The 19,719-nt window shown below is 32.9% G+C and carries 23 protein-coding genes and 2 pseudogenes; 10 read left to right on the top strand and 15 right to left on the bottom strand.

Features of this window, described 5'->3' with window-relative positions:
* Positions 1-242 precede the first annotated feature (242 nt).
* Positions 243-683, bottom strand: coding sequence for a CHRD domain-containing protein (locus tag QUF99_RS16225; protein WP_289371303.1), 441 nt, complete (start codon positions 681-683; stop codon positions 243-245).
* A 254-nt stretch (positions 684-937) separates the two neighbouring features.
* Here QUF99_RS16225 and QUF99_RS16220 point away from each other — a divergent pair, with 254 nt between their 5' ends.
* Positions 938-1,192: a GNAT family N-acetyltransferase gene (locus tag QUF99_RS16220; protein WP_353958427.1), complete on the top strand. Its 255-nt coding sequence runs from the start codon at positions 938-940 to the stop codon at positions 1,190-1,192.
* 112 nt (positions 1,193-1,304) lie between these two features.
* Here QUF99_RS16220 and QUF99_RS16215 read toward each other — a convergent pair whose 3' ends face one another.
* From QUF99_RS16215 to QUF99_RS16205, 3 genes are read right to left on the bottom strand one after another with little or no spacing between them, the layout of a single operon-like run.
* A complete protein-coding gene (locus QUF99_RS16215; protein WP_289371301.1) occupies positions 1,305-2,183 on the bottom strand; it encodes an SDR family oxidoreductase in 879 nt (292 codons plus the stop codon).
* Positions 2,184-2,228: 45 nt separating this feature from the next.
* Positions 2,229-2,489: a hypothetical protein gene (locus QUF99_RS16210; protein WP_289374674.1), complete on the bottom strand. Its 261-nt coding sequence runs from the start codon at positions 2,487-2,489 to the stop codon at positions 2,229-2,231.
* A 16-nt stretch (positions 2,490-2,505) separates the two neighbouring features.
* A complete protein-coding gene (locus QUF99_RS16205; RefSeq protein WP_289371300.1) occupies positions 2,506-3,879 on the bottom strand; it encodes an aminotransferase-like domain-containing protein in 1,374 nt (457 codons plus the stop codon).
* A gap of 125 nt (positions 3,880-4,004) precedes the next feature.
* On the opposite strand from QUF99_RS16205, the gene QUF99_RS16200 reads away from it, so the two are divergent.
* From QUF99_RS16200 to QUF99_RS16190, 3 genes are all read left to right on the top strand, one after another.
* Complete coding sequence (locus QUF99_RS16200) at positions 4,005-4,955, top strand: DMT family transporter (protein ID WP_289371299.1); 951 nt, start codon at positions 4,005-4,007, stop codon at positions 4,953-4,955.
* Positions 4,956-5,664: 709 nt separating this feature from the next.
* On the top strand, positions 5,665-6,096 hold the full coding sequence (locus QUF99_RS16195; RefSeq protein ID WP_289371298.1) for an SRPBCC family protein: 432 nt from the start codon (positions 5,665-5,667) through the stop codon (positions 6,094-6,096).
* Between the two features lie 118 nt (positions 6,097-6,214).
* A complete protein-coding gene (locus QUF99_RS16190) occupies positions 6,215-6,601 on the top strand; it encodes a DinB family protein (RefSeq protein WP_289374672.1) in 387 nt (128 codons plus the stop codon).
* Between the two features lie 436 nt (positions 6,602-7,037).
* On the opposite strand, the gene QUF99_RS16185 is transcribed toward QUF99_RS16190, so the two are convergent.
* On the bottom strand, positions 7,038-7,811 hold the full coding sequence (locus QUF99_RS16185) for a cardiolipin synthase (protein ID WP_289371297.1): 774 nt from the start codon (positions 7,809-7,811) through the stop codon (positions 7,038-7,040).
* 23 nt (positions 7,812-7,834) lie between these two features.
* Positions 7,835-8,362 carry a matrixin family metalloprotease gene (locus QUF99_RS16180; RefSeq protein WP_289371296.1) on the bottom strand — a complete coding sequence of 176 codons (528 nt, stop codon included), beginning with the start codon at positions 8,360-8,362 and terminating at the stop codon, positions 7,835-7,837.
* A 138-nt stretch (positions 8,363-8,500) separates the two neighbouring features.
* Here QUF99_RS16180 and QUF99_RS16175 point away from each other — a divergent pair, with 138 nt between their 5' ends.
* Positions 8,501-9,277: a hypothetical protein gene (locus QUF99_RS16175; RefSeq protein ID WP_289371295.1), complete on the top strand. Its 777-nt coding sequence runs from the start codon at positions 8,501-8,503 to the stop codon at positions 9,275-9,277.
* 567 nt (positions 9,278-9,844) lie between these two features.
* The gene (locus QUF99_RS16170; protein ID WP_289374670.1) at positions 9,845-10,231 is read left to right on the top strand and encodes a hypothetical protein; all 387 of its coding nucleotides are present in this window, start codon (positions 9,845-9,847) and stop codon (positions 10,229-10,231) included.
* A 222-nt stretch (positions 10,232-10,453) separates the two neighbouring features.
* Here the strand turns inward: QUF99_RS16170 and QUF99_RS28565 are convergent.
* From QUF99_RS28565 to mtnN, 8 genes and pseudogenes are all read right to left on the bottom strand, one after another.
* Positions 10,454-10,642 (bottom strand): annotated as a pseudogene (locus QUF99_RS28565) (tyrosine-type recombinase/integrase); the annotation flags it as partial.
* 216 nt (positions 10,643-10,858) lie between these two features.
* Positions 10,859-11,020, bottom strand: coding sequence for a hypothetical protein (locus QUF99_RS16165; RefSeq protein WP_289371294.1), 162 nt, complete (start codon positions 11,018-11,020; stop codon positions 10,859-10,861).
* Between the two features lie 20 nt (positions 11,021-11,040).
* The gene (locus tag QUF99_RS16160) at positions 11,041-11,259 is read right to left on the bottom strand and encodes a hypothetical protein (RefSeq protein WP_289371292.1); all 219 of its coding nucleotides are present in this window, start codon (positions 11,257-11,259) and stop codon (positions 11,041-11,043) included.
* 48 nt (positions 11,260-11,307) lie between these two features.
* On the bottom strand, positions 11,308-11,817 hold the full coding sequence (locus tag QUF99_RS16155) for an SRPBCC family protein (RefSeq protein ID WP_289371291.1): 510 nt from the start codon (positions 11,815-11,817) through the stop codon (positions 11,308-11,310).
* A 120-nt stretch (positions 11,818-11,937) separates the two neighbouring features.
* On the bottom strand, positions 11,938-12,426 hold the full coding sequence (locus QUF99_RS16150; protein WP_289371289.1) for an SRPBCC family protein: 489 nt from the start codon (positions 12,424-12,426) through the stop codon (positions 11,938-11,940).
* A 302-nt stretch (positions 12,427-12,728) separates the two neighbouring features.
* Positions 12,729-13,424: pseudogene (locus QUF99_RS16145) on the bottom strand (GNAT family N-acetyltransferase); the annotation flags it as partial.
* Between the two features lie 88 nt (positions 13,425-13,512).
* Positions 13,513-14,148, bottom strand: coding sequence for an NAD(P)-dependent oxidoreductase (locus tag QUF99_RS16140; RefSeq protein WP_289371286.1), 636 nt, complete (start codon positions 14,146-14,148; stop codon positions 13,513-13,515).
* A 46-nt stretch (positions 14,149-14,194) separates the two neighbouring features.
* Positions 14,195-14,902, bottom strand: a complete 708-nt coding sequence (gene mtnN, locus QUF99_RS16135; protein WP_289371285.1) for a 5'-methylthioadenosine/S-adenosylhomocysteine nucleosidase — start codon at positions 14,900-14,902, stop codon at positions 14,195-14,197.
* Between the two features lie 331 nt (positions 14,903-15,233).
* Between mtnN and QUF99_RS16125 the strand changes: the two genes are divergently transcribed.
* The 4 genes from QUF99_RS16125 (at position 15,234) to QUF99_RS16110 (ending at position 18,858) form a co-directional block, all read left to right on the top strand.
* Positions 15,234-15,929, top strand: coding sequence for a response regulator transcription factor (locus tag QUF99_RS16125; RefSeq protein WP_289371283.1), 696 nt, complete (start codon positions 15,234-15,236; stop codon positions 15,927-15,929).
* Positions 15,919-17,076, top strand: a complete 1,158-nt coding sequence (locus QUF99_RS16120; RefSeq protein WP_289371281.1) for a sensor histidine kinase — start codon at positions 15,919-15,921, stop codon at positions 17,074-17,076. The genes QUF99_RS16125 and QUF99_RS16120 overlap by 11 nt, the downstream gene beginning before the upstream one ends.
* 559 nt (positions 17,077-17,635) lie before the next feature.
* Positions 17,636-18,733, top strand: coding sequence for a Rap family tetratricopeptide repeat protein (locus tag QUF99_RS16115; protein ID WP_289371280.1), 1,098 nt, complete (start codon positions 17,636-17,638; stop codon positions 18,731-18,733).
* Positions 18,730-18,858: a Phr family secreted Rap phosphatase inhibitor gene (locus QUF99_RS16110; protein ID WP_289371279.1), complete on the top strand. Its 129-nt coding sequence runs from the start codon at positions 18,730-18,732 to the stop codon at positions 18,856-18,858. Before QUF99_RS16115 ends, QUF99_RS16110 begins: the two co-directional genes overlap by 4 nt.
* Positions 18,859-18,961: 103 nt before the next feature.
* On the opposite strand, the gene QUF99_RS16105 is transcribed toward QUF99_RS16110, so the two are convergent.
* Entirely contained in the window at positions 18,962-19,117 is a 156-nt protein-coding gene (locus QUF99_RS16105) for a hypothetical protein (RefSeq protein ID WP_289371277.1), read from the bottom strand.
* Between the last annotated feature and the right edge of the window lie 602 nt (positions 19,118-19,719).

Below are 19,719 nucleotides of genomic sequence, written 5' to 3'. Positions count from 1 at the left end.
AAATAATAAAAAGGATTATTAAGTTTTTATTTTCAATCATGAACTTTTCTCCCTTATGAGATTTGTTTAAAGTCTGTTCAATTTTTAATAACAAAAAACCTTTAGTCATAATTATGGCTAAAGGTTGCTATAATCATACTTACCAGAAATGAAAATATGAAATCAGATTACGTAGATCAAGTCCTTAGAAATTTTCAGGCGTAATATACTCTAAATAAATGATTAAAAAGACAATATGCTTTTCAAAGAAGCATATTGTCTAAATTGTTAAGAATGATGGATTTTTTTATTTGACCTCGAATTTCTCCATTTGGATGTTTTTCCGTATGAGCGTTTACATAAGTATTGCCTGCTTCCATTCTTCTTGCTAGTTCTAATAAAGACATACCTTGTAAAGGACCGACTAGATCACTTTCTGTAATGATCCCCGTTACCACTCCTCTATTGACACTGATCCCACGCGTTATCGGTCCAAAAAGAAATGCGACAACCGGACCGTTTTCTCCCCTTATTCCTAAATGAATATGAGCAGCGGTCAACTTTTCTATATCATTGACCACCAATTTAAATCGAAGTCTCGTAAAATCATTGTTAAATCTAAATTGTGCTAAACCAAAAGCATCTGTTCTTACAGGAGGTACTTCCTCCCGACCTGTTAATCTAGCAAAAAAACATTTAGACATAATATGAGCCACTTCCCTATTCATTTGATAGAAAATAGCTTGTTCATTTTGACTATTAAATAGTATGTAAACGTACAATTTCCTTCAAGGAATAACTTATAGGGGCGACCACTTCATGTCTATCAAGCTAATAATTCAACACATAGAAAACACGCTATTCTATTGATAAAGACGTATATAAAAAGGTTGTGCTTTTGTATTTCACAATCTAATTTTCATAGAAAAAGGTAATTTAATTTCCATATAGAAAACAAATAAAAGACACGTTCACATATGTTGTTTTACAAAGGCTTGCGTGTTTGTATGTTTCTCCTGAATATAGAGGGAATAAAATTGGTTCCCAATTACTACAACACGCCATTGAAGAGACTTCAAAAAAAGGGTATGAAAATCTTTATTTAAGCACTGACTTGAATGGTTATTACGAAAAAAATGGATGGACTCACTTAACCGAAGGATATGGTGTTAGTGGTGATTCTATAAAAATCTATGTAAAAGCAGCAGAGTAGAAACAAAACCCCATAAAATATAGGGGCTTATTTTTAAAAATAAGCCCCTATATTTTATGTAAACCAAAGTATTTATTTTGATCAAAGTTTATTTTAAAACAGCACCAATCTATTACTTTTCATTTAAAACATTCTCTTCAAAATACTTCCCCCAATCAGGTTGTCTTCCGTCAATGTCTTTAAATCCGTATTCTCTTGCTAGTTCCCATGAACTAAGAGCTTTTCCAGTCTTATTACGAACATTTGGATCACTTGCTAAGGCAGCAATTGCTCTTCCGATAAAGAAAGGTGTTTCCGATGCGATAAAATGAGGATCTTTCTTTGCGCCTTCTTGCCAATTATCTTCTGTCACACCAAATAAATCTAACATTGCCTCAGAGCGTAAAAATCCCGGACTTACCGCAACAGCAGTAATATGATGTTTTTCCAAATCTTTAGCCATCGCTTCTGCCAAGTGAATCGTTGAGATTTTAGCTAGACTATAATATAAGTTTCCTCGATATTGGTAGTCAACACCATCTGTAATTTCAATCACAAGACCCTTCTTGTTTTTCACCATAAGAGGTACACCATAATAACTTGTCATCATATGTGACTGCACCGCACGTTGTTGCATTAATAGTCCGTTATGTAGGTTATGCTCCCAAAATGGTGTGCCCCATTCTGTAAGCGGGTCACCGCCCCATACATCGTTTACCAAAATATCAAGTTGACCATTTTGTTCTTTTTTAATTCTTTCAAACAACGCTTTTATATCTTCTTCAACCGTATGATCAACGCGGACAGCAATTCCTTTTCCGCCCTGTTTTGTTACAAGTTCGGCTGTTTCTTCAATCGTTTCTGTTCTTCCCATCGATGATAAGTTTCCTTTTGTACTTCTTCCTGTTACATATACAGTAGCGCCTGCTTCACCGAGCATCATTGCGATGCCTCGGCCAGCGCCACGTGTAGCACCTGCTACAACTGCAATTTTTCCTTGTAATGGTTTCATATGATTCTCCTTTTTATAATATTAGATGCATTTGAGTTTTCTTTCTTACATATTCTTTTCATTTATAGGTCTTAAATCTGTTACCCAAACTTTATACATTTCTGCATTGCCTAAAAAATATTTTTTTGTGTGAACTCTGAAAAATGGTACAGTGGCTAACATAAAAGTTAAAGCATATGCAATTTTATAATCAGGAGTGCTGTACCCATCAATACTTCGACCGTAAATTTCATTTGAGATCGAATCTGCCCATACTTCAGCTTCACGAACTGACTCAAAAATAATTTCTTCATTCTTCCATTGAATCCTCAGCGAACCCACCTCAGTCCTCCTTAAAGTGAATAGCTACGTAATTTACACGTTTCATTTCTTCAATCATGCTATGAATTCCTATCTCAATTATATCTTCTTTTACATTTGAAACATTTAATTTCAAAAGTTTTTCTTTTGGAAAAGAAGATAAATAGTTTTTCTCGATAGATTCTACAAATATTTGTTTTTGTCTTAAGTTTTGAATAAGCGTTTTAACAGCGATATTTTTATGTAATGATACGCAAGTATGAATTCCAGATTTGTTTACGAAATTATACGAGAACAGTTGTTGATTTTCTTTATCAACCTTTTGTAATGTTGCAGATAACGTCTCTGCTCTTGCGAAGTAAGATGAACGAATTTTTCGCTTGTGTCTTTCAAACATACCACTTTTTATATAAATCTCTAAAGCAGCTTGCGATATCATCGAACTATCAATATCTAGTAATTTCTTATATTTGTGGAACATTTCTGTTATACATGACGGAATGACCGCAACTCCAACACGTAATCCAGGGAAAATGATTTTCGAGTAACTTTTTACATAAATCACATGAGAAGAGTCATCGTAGCTATACAGTGGATCTGCTTTTGCATCACGTTCTAAATCTGCTAAATAATCATCTTCTACTATAAACACGTTGTATTTCTTAGCTAAAGCAACGATTGCTTCTTTTTCTTTTTTGGAATATGAAGTTCCTAACGGATGATGGAATCTTGGAATGGTATAAAAGAACTTAATCTCTTCTGTTTGAAAGATTTTTTCTAGCTCAGCTAAGTCAATTCCTTCAGAAGTTCGTTTTATTCCAATCACAGGAATATTGTGTGTTTCTAGATATTCAATAAACAAATGATAGCTCGGTTGTTCAATTAACACGGTTTCCTTTCTATTTGGAAATGGTATAGACGTTAATACAGCTAAAGCTTGCTGAACACCAGATGTAATAAAAATATTCTCTTCATTTGCAAATACTTGATAGTTTGCGAGTTGTTTTTGCACGACTGAAATTAATGATGGTAATCCTTTTGGCGTACCATAAATAAATAGATCGTTCTTATATGTATCAATTGCTTTGTTAATACAATGCTGAAAATCTAAATATGGAAATACATCTGGATCAGGCGCAGATGATGCAAAATTAATACTTGTTGCATCATTCTCTCCATCATCACTCCTTTTCTTCACAACATAATATCCGCTTTTCGGTACCGAATAAATAATATGTCGTTTTTCTAACTCGTGAAGTGCACGTATGATTGTTGCTTTATTGCATTGATACTGTGAGACAAGAGACCTGATAGACGGTAACTTCTTCCCTTCTTTTATTTGTCCCTTTTGAATCATATTCTCTAAATCATTTAGAACCATTAAATACTTATACATCACTTCACCACCATGTCTAAGTTGTACCGGTACAGTTTATATTTCTTCACATTGTAGCACTGACTACAAAATATTACCATGTATATATACTGGCCAGTAACAAATTGACGATATGAGGTGGAAATATGGAGAATACAAAAAAAGCGTATATTGCAGCTTTGCTATACGCCTTTATTATCGGATTTTCATTTATGTTTGTGAAATTAACATTAGCAGTTACAGGGCCACTTGATATACTTGCTCATCGATTTACAGTAGCATTTTTAGTAGCGATGATACCTGTCATTTTCGGTTTTATTAAATTGAATATTTCCTTCAAAAACATGTTATCTATTTTGCCATTAGCTTTATTTTATCCAGCATTGTTCTTTGCTTTTCAAGCATTTGGATTAGTGTATACATCATCATCTGAAGCAGGCATTATTCAAGCATCTATTCCGATCTTTACAATGGTCTTGGCTTCTTATTTTTTAAAAGAACATACAAATATGTGGCAAAAACTATCTGTATTACTATCTGTGGCAGGTGTCGTTTATATTTTTGTAATGAAAGATCTTGGAACGCAGGCTACTAGCTTCACAGGAATTATTTTCATTCTTTTATCAGCATTGGCATCGGCTGGATATAACATATTAGCCCGGAAAATGACAAAGACATTCAGACTCATTGACTTAACGTATATGATGACAGCAATTGGTTTCCTTTGTTTTAATATGATTGCAATTGTCAATCACATACGTACAGGAACAATAAACCTATATTTTCAACCATTTACAAACGGGGCATTTCTCATATCAATTCTATATTTAGGGGTGCTTTCTTCCCTTCTTACAGCGTTTTTATCAAACTATGCATTAACATATATAGAAGCATCTAAAATGAGCGTGTTCAGCAATCTTTCAACGTTACTTACAATTATCGCAGGTGTTCTGTTCTTAAATGAACAAATTGTATACTATCATATGATTGGAGCAGTCATGATTGTACTCGGTATATTAGGAACAAACTTTTTAGGTAAAAAAGAAAAGAAGAAATTCATAAAAAGGAATTCATATAATAATGAAAAACCCCTCTAATAGCAAATAAAAAAGCGAGGGATTACATTATGCAGCACACTGATACTTTAGATATTAGGTAGTTCAAAATCCCTAAAAGAAGCATATGAAGCTGCTGGAATCCGGTTTGATTTTTCGAATAAGACGATAAAAGAAATTGTAGATTTTGTAGAGAAAGAGCTTGCTTTATTAGAAAGATTATAATATTAACAAACCGTAAACAAGTTAACCATAATAGTATTATGGCTTTCTCGAAATGGTGGTAATTTTACGCATCTAACACGAGTAGATATTCAACAGTATAATTTCTTGCTCAATTTGGGGTAGCGTCAGGAAAATGCGGATTTACAACGTTAAGGAAATTCCAATATAAAAAGCCCTTTAGTGGAATAACACAGATGGTGTTTTTAAACAAATTTATTTTCTTTCCATATTAATACGATCCAAAAAGAAAAACCTGTATTTTAGCCACGTCCTTACGTGAGATGGGAAGAATAGAAAAAACAATTTTTATTCTTAATTTCGATTCGCATGGGATGAGCCAATGCCTAAACATATTTACTAATGTTTCGTTTTCCATCATCATGTAGTATAAACAAACCTCCCTTCTCCCATGAATAAAGCAATAAAAATAAATGTGACCTTTTTGTAACATAAAACACCAAATGGTGGAATAAAGCTCAAGCTCAGAACTAATTATAAAACTATATGTTGAAGAAAAGAGGAGTATATGATGATAAACATGCCGCATCAAATCATAATCAACGCAACTTCTGAGAAAGTATACGAAGCCATCACTACAACAGAAGGATTTAAGGGTTGGTGGACAACAGATGCTAAAGCTGAACCTCAAATAGGAAGCATTGCTGAATTTGGTTTTTACAATCGTCAAGCCGTCTTCCAAATGCACATTGATCAGCTTGAACCAGGTAAGCTGGTAGCTTGGACGGCTCAGCATGATATGCCAGGATGGAAAGGTACACAAATTCGTTTCGATTTGAATGTCAATGAAAACGGAGCAACAATTGTAAGCTTTAACCATTCCGGATGGGAGTCCATGGAGGGTCCATATGCGATGATTAATACAACTTGGGGTACACTTATGTACATTCTGAAGCAATATGTGGAAGGCAAAAACCCAGGTGCATGGCATCAGGCATAATTATTGATAATAAAAATGGTTATGGAGGAATAATAATGGACAAAGTCTTTGAACAACTTCAATTTTTTCGTGAGTTTACTTTAAACAATTTACAAAAGCTAGAAAAAAACATGCTGACATACAACCAACTGGTTTTAGCAACACACTTCGTTGGAACTATGCCCATATTTTAACGGCTTATGAAGGATTAGCGTTTCAACTTTCTGGAAAAGGAAGTAAGCTAGATCCAAAATACATGGAACTTTTTAGTCAAGGTACCAGACCAAGTGAGTGGACGATTGAAGCTCCCTCACTAGAGGAAATTGCCGCGGAGCTTGAAAAACAAGGAAAATTAATTGTTGAGACTTTCCAAAATTCACTTGATGAAAAGTTGATGCAACTATTTGATATTTCTGGAGTGTATAAACTCGAAACCATACGCGATGCATTAATATTCTGTATATGGCATGAAGGATTACATCAAGGTGTAATCAATGGGCTAACACGAGCTGTGACTGCTATTTAATTTCCTTCTATTTAATAAACAAATGGCTATTTTGTTTTAATTAAGAAATTGGTCTACAAAGGAAAATAACGTGTTGCAAGAGGGATTACTACATCACATCTCTCCACTGGGATATCAGCATATCAACTTTCTGGGTGAATATACATTTAATATAAAACAAGTAACTATGTTACATTCATTACGACCACTCCGAACATGAATAGACAAGCTGAAATTCCTTCTCTAAGGAATTTCAGCTTTTTGTTTAGGAAAAAGTGACTGTTAAACCAAGGATAGCGATACAGCCGGTTACACCCTTATCGTGGTGAAAATCAGCCATTTTTGTATCCGGATATCCTTAACTTTGTAAATCTGCGTTTTGCTAGTGGTACCCTATCAAAACTATCTTCAACTTATTTCTCAAGTGTTTCAAGATTTTATATACGTCATAGTATTATTATTTAACGTTCTGTTTCACTTGTTCCTTTACTTCATTAAGGGTCTTACCACTAATATTATCAGTAATAGTTTCATGTATTTCATTTTTCAATACAACTGTTTTTCCTGCAAATTGTGCCTTTGAAGTCATATTCTTTTCATTAATAGTTTCTATGTTTGTTTGAAGTTCTGCTTTGTTATTTTCATCAAAAGTGATTGCGAATGGTTCAATTGCTCCGTAGTAGTTTCCAAACAACTGATCTTTCTTCAAAAACATCATATATTTTTTACTAATTTTAGGTTCGATATATAAAGGATCCTTGTTTTCAACGTCCTTAGTAACTACCTTAGTTGCCTCTTTCTTAATTGTACCATCTGGTGCTACTACTGCATCAGAATCTTCAAGCTTCACAGTTTCGGCAAAACGATGATTGATTTTGATTTTTTTATTTTCAGTCGTACCTTTAATAGTTTCTGAAATATTGAAATTATATAGATGTCCTTCAACGTAATTTTCTTTATCTTCCTCCAATGGATTATTTGGATTACGTGCCATATTCCACTTAGAGTCTAGACCTTCATATTCGCCAATTACAACAACATCTGCTTCATTAATCATTTGATTTAAATCACTTGTAGCAGGGAAATCCTTACTGAGTATGACGGTTTCGGGATTTTTATCTTCACCAGCAAGACTAGGAAACTGACCCATAAATGCTGAATATCCTCCAAAACCGATCACTGCAGCCAAAGGAATTGCAATTACCATAGTTTTTGCTTTTTTATTTAGCATTAAGAAATCCTCTCCTCTTTTCCTTAGTAGATTGCATTTACACCATTTTTGTCGTCAGTTTGCGGAACGTGCATAGTAGTACGATTACGATTGCTGTTCATAATTGAAGTACCACTGTTGTGACCTATTCCTATCGCATGACCAAACTCATGAACTCCTGTACTTTTAGCAACATTAGATTTTGTAATATTTGTATTCCCTGCGTTAATATCACCAGCAAATTTTGTTACTTTTTTAGTGGACGTATTATAAGATGTTTTCATTCTTCCATAATAAGTAGACGAACTTTCAAACCAAGAATTTAATGTATTTACAGAAGAAGAAGAAACTGTAAAGTTAATACGAGAAGCAGTGTACCAAGCTGAATCTGCAGCTTGCCAACCTGATTTTATTATACTAGAACCATCGTCTAATCGGTCTCCCCACTTATATGTAGCTGATTTCGAAGGTAGCTTCCATCCTTCTTTTACATAGGCTTCTGAAATCCCCACACTTGAAAAAACCATCACACTTCCTAATAAGAGTGCAGTAACCCCTTTTTTAAAAGACATATTATCCCTCCAAATGTTATTTTTAACAATTGAATTATATCACCATTTTAATAATATGTATGATTATTTTTAGAAAATTTTAAATAAATTGTATATTAATAAATAATTATGATATATATTCCTTAAGGAGACGATATTATGAAGTATAAATATAAAATAAAGAAATGGTTTTTATATTTATTAATACCTACTTTATTGATTATTGTAGGCAGGACAATTCTGTCAAATAAAGACATAGAAGGAATTTCTAACTTTTCTTTGAACCCTGAAACTATAGTTTTAAGTAAGGCATTCAAAACTACGAATTATTTAAGTGAAATGGCCGACGAAGCAAGTGTTGTTATATTGGGTGAATATGAAGGTCTGGACTCTAAGTGGAATATGGCAAGGGATTCATTACACGAGAGTCAAAACGAGTATGTGGAGGGCCATTTGTTTAAATTTCATGTCAAGGAAATTTTAAAAGGGGATCCTGTAGAAAATAAAATCTTAATAAATCATAGGTACTCAGAAATCCTTATATTAGAGGACAGTAATGAAGTTATTGATGAGAATGGAATCATTCTTAAAGGCGCTACTAAAGTGTTTACAAAAAAAGTAGAAAATAAAGATCCGCTGTATATAAAACCAACATCCGGTGAGACTTACATGGTTTTCTTAAAAGAAAACCCCAAGCTTTGCCATTTTTATCCAGCGTTAGAACCTTTTATGATTCAGTTTGATTCAAATGATGTCGCTCAGCTAAAAAGTAATCTGATAAATTTAGATAAAACTAAACTTAAATTTGAAACAAAGGTTAACAAGAGAACTTTTTATATTGTTAATGAAATTCATACTACTATCAAAGATAATATTAGTGAAAAAAAATTAAATGAAATTAAGAGTATTGTGAAGAAAACACAAAAGAAAAAATAACAACATGACAGGCTATATTTCTAAATTAAATGGAAAATATGGTTCCAAGATCTTTCTTATATTCTGTAATCTGGTGGAAATGATGGAGGAAAGAGAATTATCAATTGTTCACATAACGATGCATGAAGTCATACAGATAAGGCAAGTTAGATATCTCAATAATATAGTGTAACCTATCCAATTTCTTAAGAAATTCATTGTTCTCCAAATCGAAAAGAATGAGCTGAATTCTCATAGACCACTGTGGTAAAGTGAAAATTTCGTTTTGGGGAATAACAAATTTTTCACCTTGCTGGCGAAGGTGATTAAGGTTTCCTGTATGGAACCTGTTACGGTTATGTACAAGGTTTGATTTTTAACCAAAGGAAAAAGCCCGAAACCAATCAGTTTTTTTGTATGCCTTGTTAAACTAAAGCACCCGTTAGTTGAAGAAGAAGGGCTTCCTGTGTTTTTATTATTTTTGCTTCTCTCCTGTTTTCTAGACTTAATGCAATAATCTGTTAAAATAAATATAAAAAATACTTTAAAGGTTTATTAAGACCAATTAGGGGGATACCAGTGGGCAATATGTTTGAATACGGAATTGTAAGTAGTGAAAAAGATGAAAAATTAATGATAAAAAATGTTGAGAATTTTTTATCATCTATGAATAGGACATTGTCAAAAAATAAAAATAAAAGTGTACTCGAAGCCCGCTTTCCCAATATTTATAAGTACATTTACTTTAACTTAAATAAGGAAAAGAGAGTATATTTAGAAATTCACCCAAACAATGACCTAGAAGGAAAGTACAAGTTTGAAAGCAAGAATATTAATTGGATAATTTTTTTTAATAAGCTGGATTTAGTCACTGGAGAGGAAAAACAAGAGGAGTATATTAAAGATATTTTAGATGCCACCAAATTTGAATATGTACTATTAAAAGAATATGCTGAAAATGAGGAAAGGTTATAAAAGTCTAGGTGGGTACTGTACTTCCTTATTATATCTATTTAAGCTTATGTAGGAATCCTACATAGGCTTTATTGTTTAGTGTGAGTCTTAATCTAAGGTCTAATTTTTATTGAACTAACCTGCCCCGTTAGTAAAAAATGAGTATCAGCTACCCCCTTATCTTACTGTCTGTATAGGTTTGTTACTGGTGAATCCATCCCTCTGCTTCCTGCTTCTTTTTGCCTACATATTACTTAAAGGTGATTTCATACCACGTTCAATAATTGTCTTATCTTCAGTAGATTGTACATATACTTCAGTCATCTTAATATCACTATGTCCTAGTAACCTGCTTACGGTATACAAATCGGTATTGTCTAGCATTGTTTGGGCATAGAATCTTCTTAGAAAATGTACCGGTAACCTTACCTCTGTATTACATGCATTTCCTGCTTATTTAAGTAAGCGTAAAGGTGTATCATATGAAGCCCCTTGTGTAGAAAACAGTAAATAGGGACAGTTTTCAGCTTTAGAAACGTTGTTACGAACTCTCATATACTTCAGCTTCTTTAAAATAAGTGATATAGGTACGAATCTTACCTTACTTTTACCTTGAACCCTAATTACATCTTCATAAACATCTTCTAATTATAAAAATTTCTTCTCAATTTCAGCGAAAAATGCTTCAGATAGTTTTTCAAAATCTTCTTGAGAAAGCTTGATATTATCACCATACTCATACCCTAAGACTGATTTATCAGCTTTGTATTTAATCGTATTATCTGGAGTTAAAATATTATTGTTATTCATTATTGAATCACACAAAATCCTCACTTCATTCTATGACCAAAATAATCATTTAAAGCTAAAACCATATTATTGAAGAAATTAGGTTCAAAAGATTCAATTGCAGAGTTAAGTTGCTCATTATTAGCCCCAACTTGCTCTCTTGATATTTTAACCAAGTCTTCATAAGTTGATAGCACTAAATTAACTTTAGAGCGGCATTCATCTATATATTTTTGAGGATAGTTTTTGACAGCAAGCATGTATTTGTTCAGTCCTTTCAACGTTAGCAATTTGAAAATTGATAATTATTATTTAACCTGCTTGATATAATCAGCCAATTGATCAAGTGTTCCAGTAAACCCCTGCTTAACTCCATCATGCGCTGCCTGGAAAGTTTTGTGTTTCTCCTCGGTCGCAGATACAGGAGTTCCTTGCATAATTAATTTTGTTTTTCCTTCCTCTTCAGAGAACATCAATGTATTTTGGATTTCAAGAGGCCACGTTGGGCTAAATGGGGCACGAACTGTATTGCCTTCCTCATCAGAAAAAGAATTGATGAATACAAGTTTATCCGGTACACTGATTTCACGATAAACAAACTTCCCCCACATTTCTTGGCCATCGGGGGATTTCATGCTGTAGTGAAAGACTCCATCTGAGCGAAGATCTAATTTAGCAATATGCATTGTTAATCCCTTTGGTCCCCACCAATGTTTAAGGTGTTCAGAATCAGTCCACATTTTAAAAACTAAATCACGCGGCGCATCGAATATGCGTGTAATAATGAGTTTACTCTCTTCTATATGTTTTTCATTCACTTACAATTCCTCCAATATCATTTTGTTTAACACCTTTAAACCTTAAGTTATTATATAATTATTATATAATAACTTATTCATTCCCTTGAATTAAATAAGAGAATATGGACAATCCACTTGTTAGTCATTTTTCATTTGTTTGACTGCTAAATCATACTTTTTATACCATCTTTCCCATTCTTCTTTTGGGAATTCCATATAGCAGCCATCCAATAAAGCAGATAAAACATCTAGACATATATGCCATCCAGCTAAGTCTTTTGGTGTGTGATCATTTATTGTGTTAATAAATTCCTTCAATGTTAATAGACAGCCATCGGATTCTCGGTATAATTCAAATCGAACTCGATTGTTCCCCCATGTGAATTCCAATACAGAATTTAAATGGCAATCTAAAATCTCGATATCCATAAATGTTCCAGAACCATCCATCATATCAAATTTTATGGTGCCTCCTTTTCGAAGATCCTCTACTTGGAGGTTTGGCATCCATCTTGCTAACTTATCATTCTCTGTTAATGCAGCCCACACTTTTTCTACTGAATTACTTAATGGACGATTATATTGAGCTACATACCCATTCTCTACTTTCTCTATTACAGCTAACATAGTTATTCCTCCTTTTTTAAAACTTCCCTTTTAATTAATTTTCTTTTTAGTAAAGTGAGTTAAAAACAAAAATATGAACATACGTTCGGTTTTTATTTCTAGTACAATATTACACGAAATACAACAAAAAGGAAATAAAAACTTCACACTATATACGACAAACAGACATCCCTCTCCTTCTGCTTTAGATGAAGATGAGAGATGTCATATACGGTTAAATTTGATATTAAACTTCCACTAACAAAATTACAGCACAAGATACATTTCATACTGAGTCAACGAACTCTTTTCAAAACTGCAGTTCCTCTTCTTCGGTATTCTTTATCGACAAATAAAAAGCTGATTTTTCCAGCTGCATTAATACATATACATGCTTGTAATTTATTATTAAAATATGCTCCATAATACGTATTATTTTCTGTTTTCTCCATATAATCCATATCATTTTGCCAATTTATATGGAAATTCAGCCATTTTTTTACGCCATCTTGAAATTCATGAAATTGAATTTGCTTTATTTCTATATTTTCAATATTTTTTACTGTTAATTGGGATATATCATTCAAATTATAATAGGACAAATCCTATATTTTTTCATATCCTAACTTATTATAAAATTGAATCACCCTATCATTACCGACAATGACTTCGAGAAAGAGTTGTTGGCATCCGTTTTGTATAGCTTCTTCCTTATGGAGTTCAAAAAGTTTATGACTAACACCTTTCCCACGAAAATCAGGATGGATTGCGAGTGTTCCACATCGCATCGTTTTTATACCTTCGTAATCTTTAATCCCCCCCATAATGATTCCGATTGGTTCATGTTCGTTTAACGCTATAAAAGAATGCTCTAACCGATTCCCTTCAATTCCAAGAAATCGCTTTATAAAATCCTCTTTCGAAATATCCATCTTAATAATGTAATCCGAGAAGCCAACTTGGAAAGCTTCATACATCCAATCTATGTCTGCTTCGGTACATGTTTTATAATGAACCATATGTAAAATAAGTAGATTTCATATTTCTTCCCAAATCTACTTATCCATTCACTTCCTTTCTTTTAACAAATCAAGACTGTATAAACCATTAATTCGATATAAACGGGCATTTTCTTATATAGGTAGGGTTGTTAACTTGATTAATAAGAAAAGGAGCAATGTCTCCATTTTGAATTTTCAACCCTGGCATATCTTTTACACCTTCTTTTAATTGCCCTGTACCTTCTCCCTCTACAACAAAAGGTAATCTTACAATTGTCCAATCGACATTACTATTCTGTATCGTCTGCAGTTCTTTATATTTGTCTTTCATCATCTTTGACAGGAACATACGAAACAGTTTGGCACCTAATTTATTCATCATACGTTTCTGATCTCCCGAAACATCTAAAGAACCACCAGAAACGAGAATGTATCGCTTAATTCCATGTTCTTTCATTGCTACTAAAATATGATTGGTGACAGTACTAAACATATACGGTTCATTTTTTGGTTGGCCAACTGCATTAATCACGGCGATACACCCTTTAAGTAAATTACGAATCGCCGTTATATCTCGTGCATCTCCTTGAACAACTTCAAGGTTTTTATGAGATCGTTTGATTTTTTCTGGACTTCTTGTAAGAATACGGATTTGATAGCCGTCTTGTAATGCTTGTTTTACAAGAAAACGGCCAACCTTTCCACTCGCTCCAATGATTGCTATTTTATTTTTGTTCTGCATTGTTTCAAATAATCTCCTTCCAAACGATTATGTTACTATGACAAGTTTATAGACGAGTTGCAAATGCTTCATATGTACGTAGAAAAGCAATTAAGTATTTACAAGATTGTTCACAAGCTAACATTTTGAACACTTTTTGTTCTTCTATTGTTTTGTCATTTGCTTGATCAGATACTGCTTTCAAACAAAGGAACGGCTTATCATTTACGTGACATACATATGCAAAAGCTGCTACTTCTTGATCTACAGCAAGCGCACCATATACAGTTTGTAGTAAATATCTCGTTTCTGTGCTACGAATACGCTGATCTCCTGAAATAAAAATGCCATAATGTACAGGATCATAAGAACGTATTTTTTTCATTTGTTTTACAAGGTATTTCGTCGTTTCAATTATGGCTGTGCGACCTGTATATAAATCAAAAGAATCCACACCTGTTCCTGCGGCTGTTACATCATGTTGTAATGTTTTCAATGCGACTACGATATGACCATTCTTCACTTTTTCGGATAGACTCCCGCATATTCCCGTCATAAATAATTGTTCAGGTTGAAATTCACTAATCAACAGCTGTACACAGCTTGCACAATTTACTTTTCCAACACCAGTAATAACAGATATAATTTCTAATTCATTAATATGATGAAAATGGAACTCCCAAGCAGCAAGTTTTTCTATACGATGACTGGGATAATGTTGATGTAAGTATGTAAGCTCTGGTTCCCACGCTGCCACGATTGCAATTCGTTTCATGGAAATCTCTCCTTTCTTAAGCTATCTATATTGATGTGAAATATGAATCTATTTTTTGACGGTCATAATCTGGAATCCATCTTTTATACTTTTCATAGAAAGGTCGTATATATAAATCCATTTTGATTTTTCGACATATAAGCCGCGGCTATGGATAATAAAAGGTGACCTTATTTGTTATTCGTGGTATATGTTTTTAAATCCTTTGTATTACGTTACTTGAAATTTTATATTTGTAGTAATCTAAATATAAAATGAATAAACAAAAAAGGCTCAAATGTTGGTATTATATTAACTATGAGGAAATAGCAAGAAAGGAATTGCGTATTTTATGAATAGAACTATTTTAATTATTGATGATGATAAAGAAATTGTAGAGTTATTGGCAGTTTATTTACGAAACGAAGGCTACACGATTTATAAAGCCTATGATGGCGATGAAGCTATACATATGCTCTCCCAGCATCAAGTTGATCTTATGATATTAGATATTATGATGCCAAAACGAAATGGATTAGAAGTATGTCAACATGTGAGGGAAGAAAGCACAGTACCTATCCTGATGTTAAGTGCAAAAGCTGAAGATATGGATAAGATCCTCGGACTTATGACCGGTGCTGATGATTATATGATTAAACCATTTAACCCGTTAGAGCTAATTGCAAGAGTAAAAGCCTTATTACGTAGAGCGTCTTTCCAGTATGCAGCATCACAAATAAAAGAAGATGGAATTATCCGGATCCGCTCTGTTGAGATAAATAAACATAATCACACGGTTAACGTACATGGGAAACATATAAAGCTCACATCCATTGAATTTGATATTTTATATTTGCTTGCAAGCAATACTGGTAGAGTATTTAGTTCAGAAGAAATATTTGAACGCGTTTGGGATGAAGATGGATATGGATCTAATAAAACGGTAATGGTCCATATTAGTAACTTGAGAGATAAGCTTGAAACAGGAACGAATGGAGAAAAACTCATCCATACTGTTTGGGGAGTAGGTTATAAAATTGAAAAATGAAACGTTTGATATATTAAAAGTAATTCCAAAATGGAAGATTACGTTTTGGTTCCTGTTAGCTATTTTACTAACACCCATTACTGAGGTTGTAGTATACCGGCTAATTACAAGTGTCGTTGATAGTTCCCTTACATTGACGGCATTAGGTGAAGAATTTGTAAGAATCGTCGGTTACCAAAAATACAATGGTTTAAAAGAATCTCTTTGGGCTATCATGCTGTCTTATTTATTTTTGTTTTCTATTTTTTCATTCTATGTATATATCTTCTATCTTCACGAAAAAAAATTATATTATGAAGCATGTATAAAACAAATGATTGAAGAGATCCGTTACATTGCGAATGGAAATTTCAATCATAAAATCTCTATTTTACAACATGATTACTTAGAAGACTTAGCAACTGGAGTTAATCACATTGTGGAACAATTAAAGGTTTCTGTTGAAGAAGAGCGTCAAACAGAGCAAGCAAAAAGTGAACTGATTACGAATGTATCCCATGACTTGCGGACACCTTTAACTTCAATTGTTGGCTATGTTAGTCTCATTCATCATGATAATTACAGAGACGAAGTAGAATTACGCTACTATATTCAAGTGATTTACGATAAAGTCATTCGCTTAAACATGTTAATGAATGATCTATTTGAATATACACGTGTGCAAAATAAAGGTATTCAACTAAATAACGGACCAATTGATATCATCGAACTTCTTGGCCAATTAACCGTTCAATTTCGCATGCAGTTTCAAGAAGCAAATATAGAATGCAGACCCTCTTTTCCATCTCAAAAACTGATGGTACTTGCCGATGGTGATAAGCTAGTACGTGTATTTGAAAACTTAATAATGAACGCAATGGCTTATGGAAATGATGGAAAATATATTGATATTTCTGCATATCAAGACGAATACATGGTTGCTGTTGAAATTACAAACTATGGACAACCCATCCCGAGCACAGATTTACCGCATATTTTTGAACGCTTCTACCGCGTTGAAAAATCACGTTCTGCATATACAGGTGGATCAGGACTCGGCTTAGCAATTGCCAAAAGTATTGTTGAAATTCATGATGGTACAATTGAAGTATATAGCGATGCAGAAAAAACTACTTTTGCAGTAAAACTTATTCCGTATATACAGTAAAAAAGTTTGTATTCCCTTTACTTAGAGCAAGTGAAATTCAATCTAAAAAGTCGATTTCTTGTACGTAACGGAATCGACTTTTATTTTGGCCTATATTCAACTAACACTACCTTTTTGCCTAATAATTAGTTTGTCCCTACCTCATTAAAGTGCATATTAGCTATTAGCTGAGTGTCAACTAACTAATCTATAAAAAATTCGGCTCGTTTTATCTGGAAGTTTGGTTAGCGTATATTTTCGTTAGAATGTGGATGGCTCCCTTTGGAGTCTATTAATTAAATACATACAGAAGAACCGATTTTCCTAGAAATGTCTTAACATATCATATCGATGTTTTGTTCGTAGTCCTTTGTTTTCGCTTTTTTCGAGTGGACGATCCAAAACGAGAAAACCATACTGATTACATACTTTTTTGAGCAAAAGTCACATCATGTTTCATTTCCAATAATAAAAAAACTGAATATTCAAAAAACATTTGAGAAATATAATATAACTTCTATCTTATAGATAAATTCTGTTATCCTATTCTTACAAGAATAGATATAACGAGGAGGATACTATGAACGTTTCGGTGAAGGGGAATGAGCAGATTACGAGGCTTTTAAATGAATGGTATTTCGAAATTCGTGCGAGGCATGTTACTAACGCACAGCGACTAAAAGCTGAAATTGATACAATGATTCATAGCATAGAAGAAGATCAAAATTTACTTTTATACTATTCACTACTTGATTTCAGACACCAATACCTAATAGATAGTTTAAGCATTTCAAAAAACAGCTTTAAAAAAATAGATTCTTTTGAAGAACCAACTGATAATTTTTTATCATACTTTTTGCATTTCTTTAAAGCCATTCATTTTAACATAACCGGTAATCACACTTTAGCTAAAAAACATTACGATAAAGCAGAATTGTTATTAAAGAAAATACCGGATGAGATTGAGAATGCAGAATTCTATTATGAGTTAGCGATATTCTACTGCCATATACAAAAACCCATTATCACAATAAACTATTTACAAAAATCAAAAGACATATTTTCTAATAATGGCAGCGGATACGAAATGAAAGTTGCTTTTTGTAATAACCTCTATGGATTAGCTTATACTCAATTAAAAGAATTTGAACTAGCTGAAGAACATTATATTGCTGCAATAGAATCATTCCAAAAGAAAAACGAAGAGCATTTCACTATGATTATCCGTCATAACCTTGGATTCATGTATGCAACTCAGAACTTATCTAGTTTAGCTATTCGTTATTTATCTGAAGTGAATCAAAAAATGCCAAGTAACTATAAAGCAATTTTCATTGAAGCTAGGGAGCATTCTAAATTAGGAGAAACACAAATAGCTGCTGAACTTATTGAAAAAGGTTTATCGATTTGCCATGGGTTAAATAATGAAGGTTATATACTTCATTTCAATATCTTAAAAAATCTAAATAATAATGTTTCAACAAAAGAATTAGAACAGGTCGTTATTGAGGGATTAACCTATTTTGAAAGAGAAGAACTCTATGAATATATTCATGAGTACAATGAAAAATTAGCCATAAAGTTTTATCATGAGGATAACCACTCAAAAGCAAGTCAATATTTTTATTTAAGCAGCAAGGCTAGAGAAAAACTCTTTGAAAAGGAGGCGTTAAAATGAAAAAAGTAATATTTGGCCTATTTGGAATTGTAACTGCTTTAACTTTAACTTTTGGTTCTCCAACTTCACAAGAAATTCAAAATACTACTGATATTATTCAATACACACATGGACATACTGGATGATTTTTTAGAGGACATTAAACAAAAAAGACCTGAGAGTAATACCTCATCAGGTCTTTTTTATGATAATTCGATGCAACACAAAATACTACTATAAAGCATGGCATTAAGCAATTACTAACCTCTTCCCATTCTTCGAGTATTCTATTTCACTAGAAAGTATCCAATCGTTTAGATCCGACCAATCATGTCCTCTTTCTAATAATTCTACTGGGAACTTGTCTTCAAATTCAGTAAATCCTCCTGCTTTATGTTGAAACATACAAATTCTTCCCTCACTAGTATATGGACTATATATTTATTTTTCTTCTCTATGGTCACAACACAAGCAATATCTAATCCAATGTAGATGTTCATCATACATAGATGTTAGAGTTTTCTCTTGGTATAAAAGACACATTGTATTTTTTTGGTAAAAATCAATATCTCCCTCCATTTCTACATGCTCTATATCAATGTATTGGGGTAGCGTCAGGAAAATGCGGATTTACAACGTTAAGGAAATTACAATATTAAAAATCCCAATTTCTCAGTATTAAAATTGAGAAATTGGGATTTTTTCGTTACTCCAGAAAAGCGCCCGATTGTTGGAGATCTTAATATTTAATGATTGTTCAAATTCTTTCTCCTTTCATTTCCAAATGTCTACATAATGTGTTGTTGAATTCATAGTTAAGAAGGTATCAAATTAAATAAACGTAGTTCAGGCCATTTAGTCATTGTTTCTGTTGCAAATACTTGGTACTGCTGTTTATGATTTTAGTGATGATCATTCTTTTTTAGAAAGCTCAGTCAACATTTCTTACTATTTTCCATATTATGTAGCATTATAAATGTTAGAACAAACGTTCTACTGAATTCTAC

It is taken from the genome of Bacillus sp. DX4.1, from assembly GCF_030348195.1.
GTDB lineage: Bacteria > Bacillota > Bacilli > Bacillales > Bacillaceae_G > Bacillus_A.
This window is presented reverse-complemented; position numbering and strand designations above follow the sequence as displayed.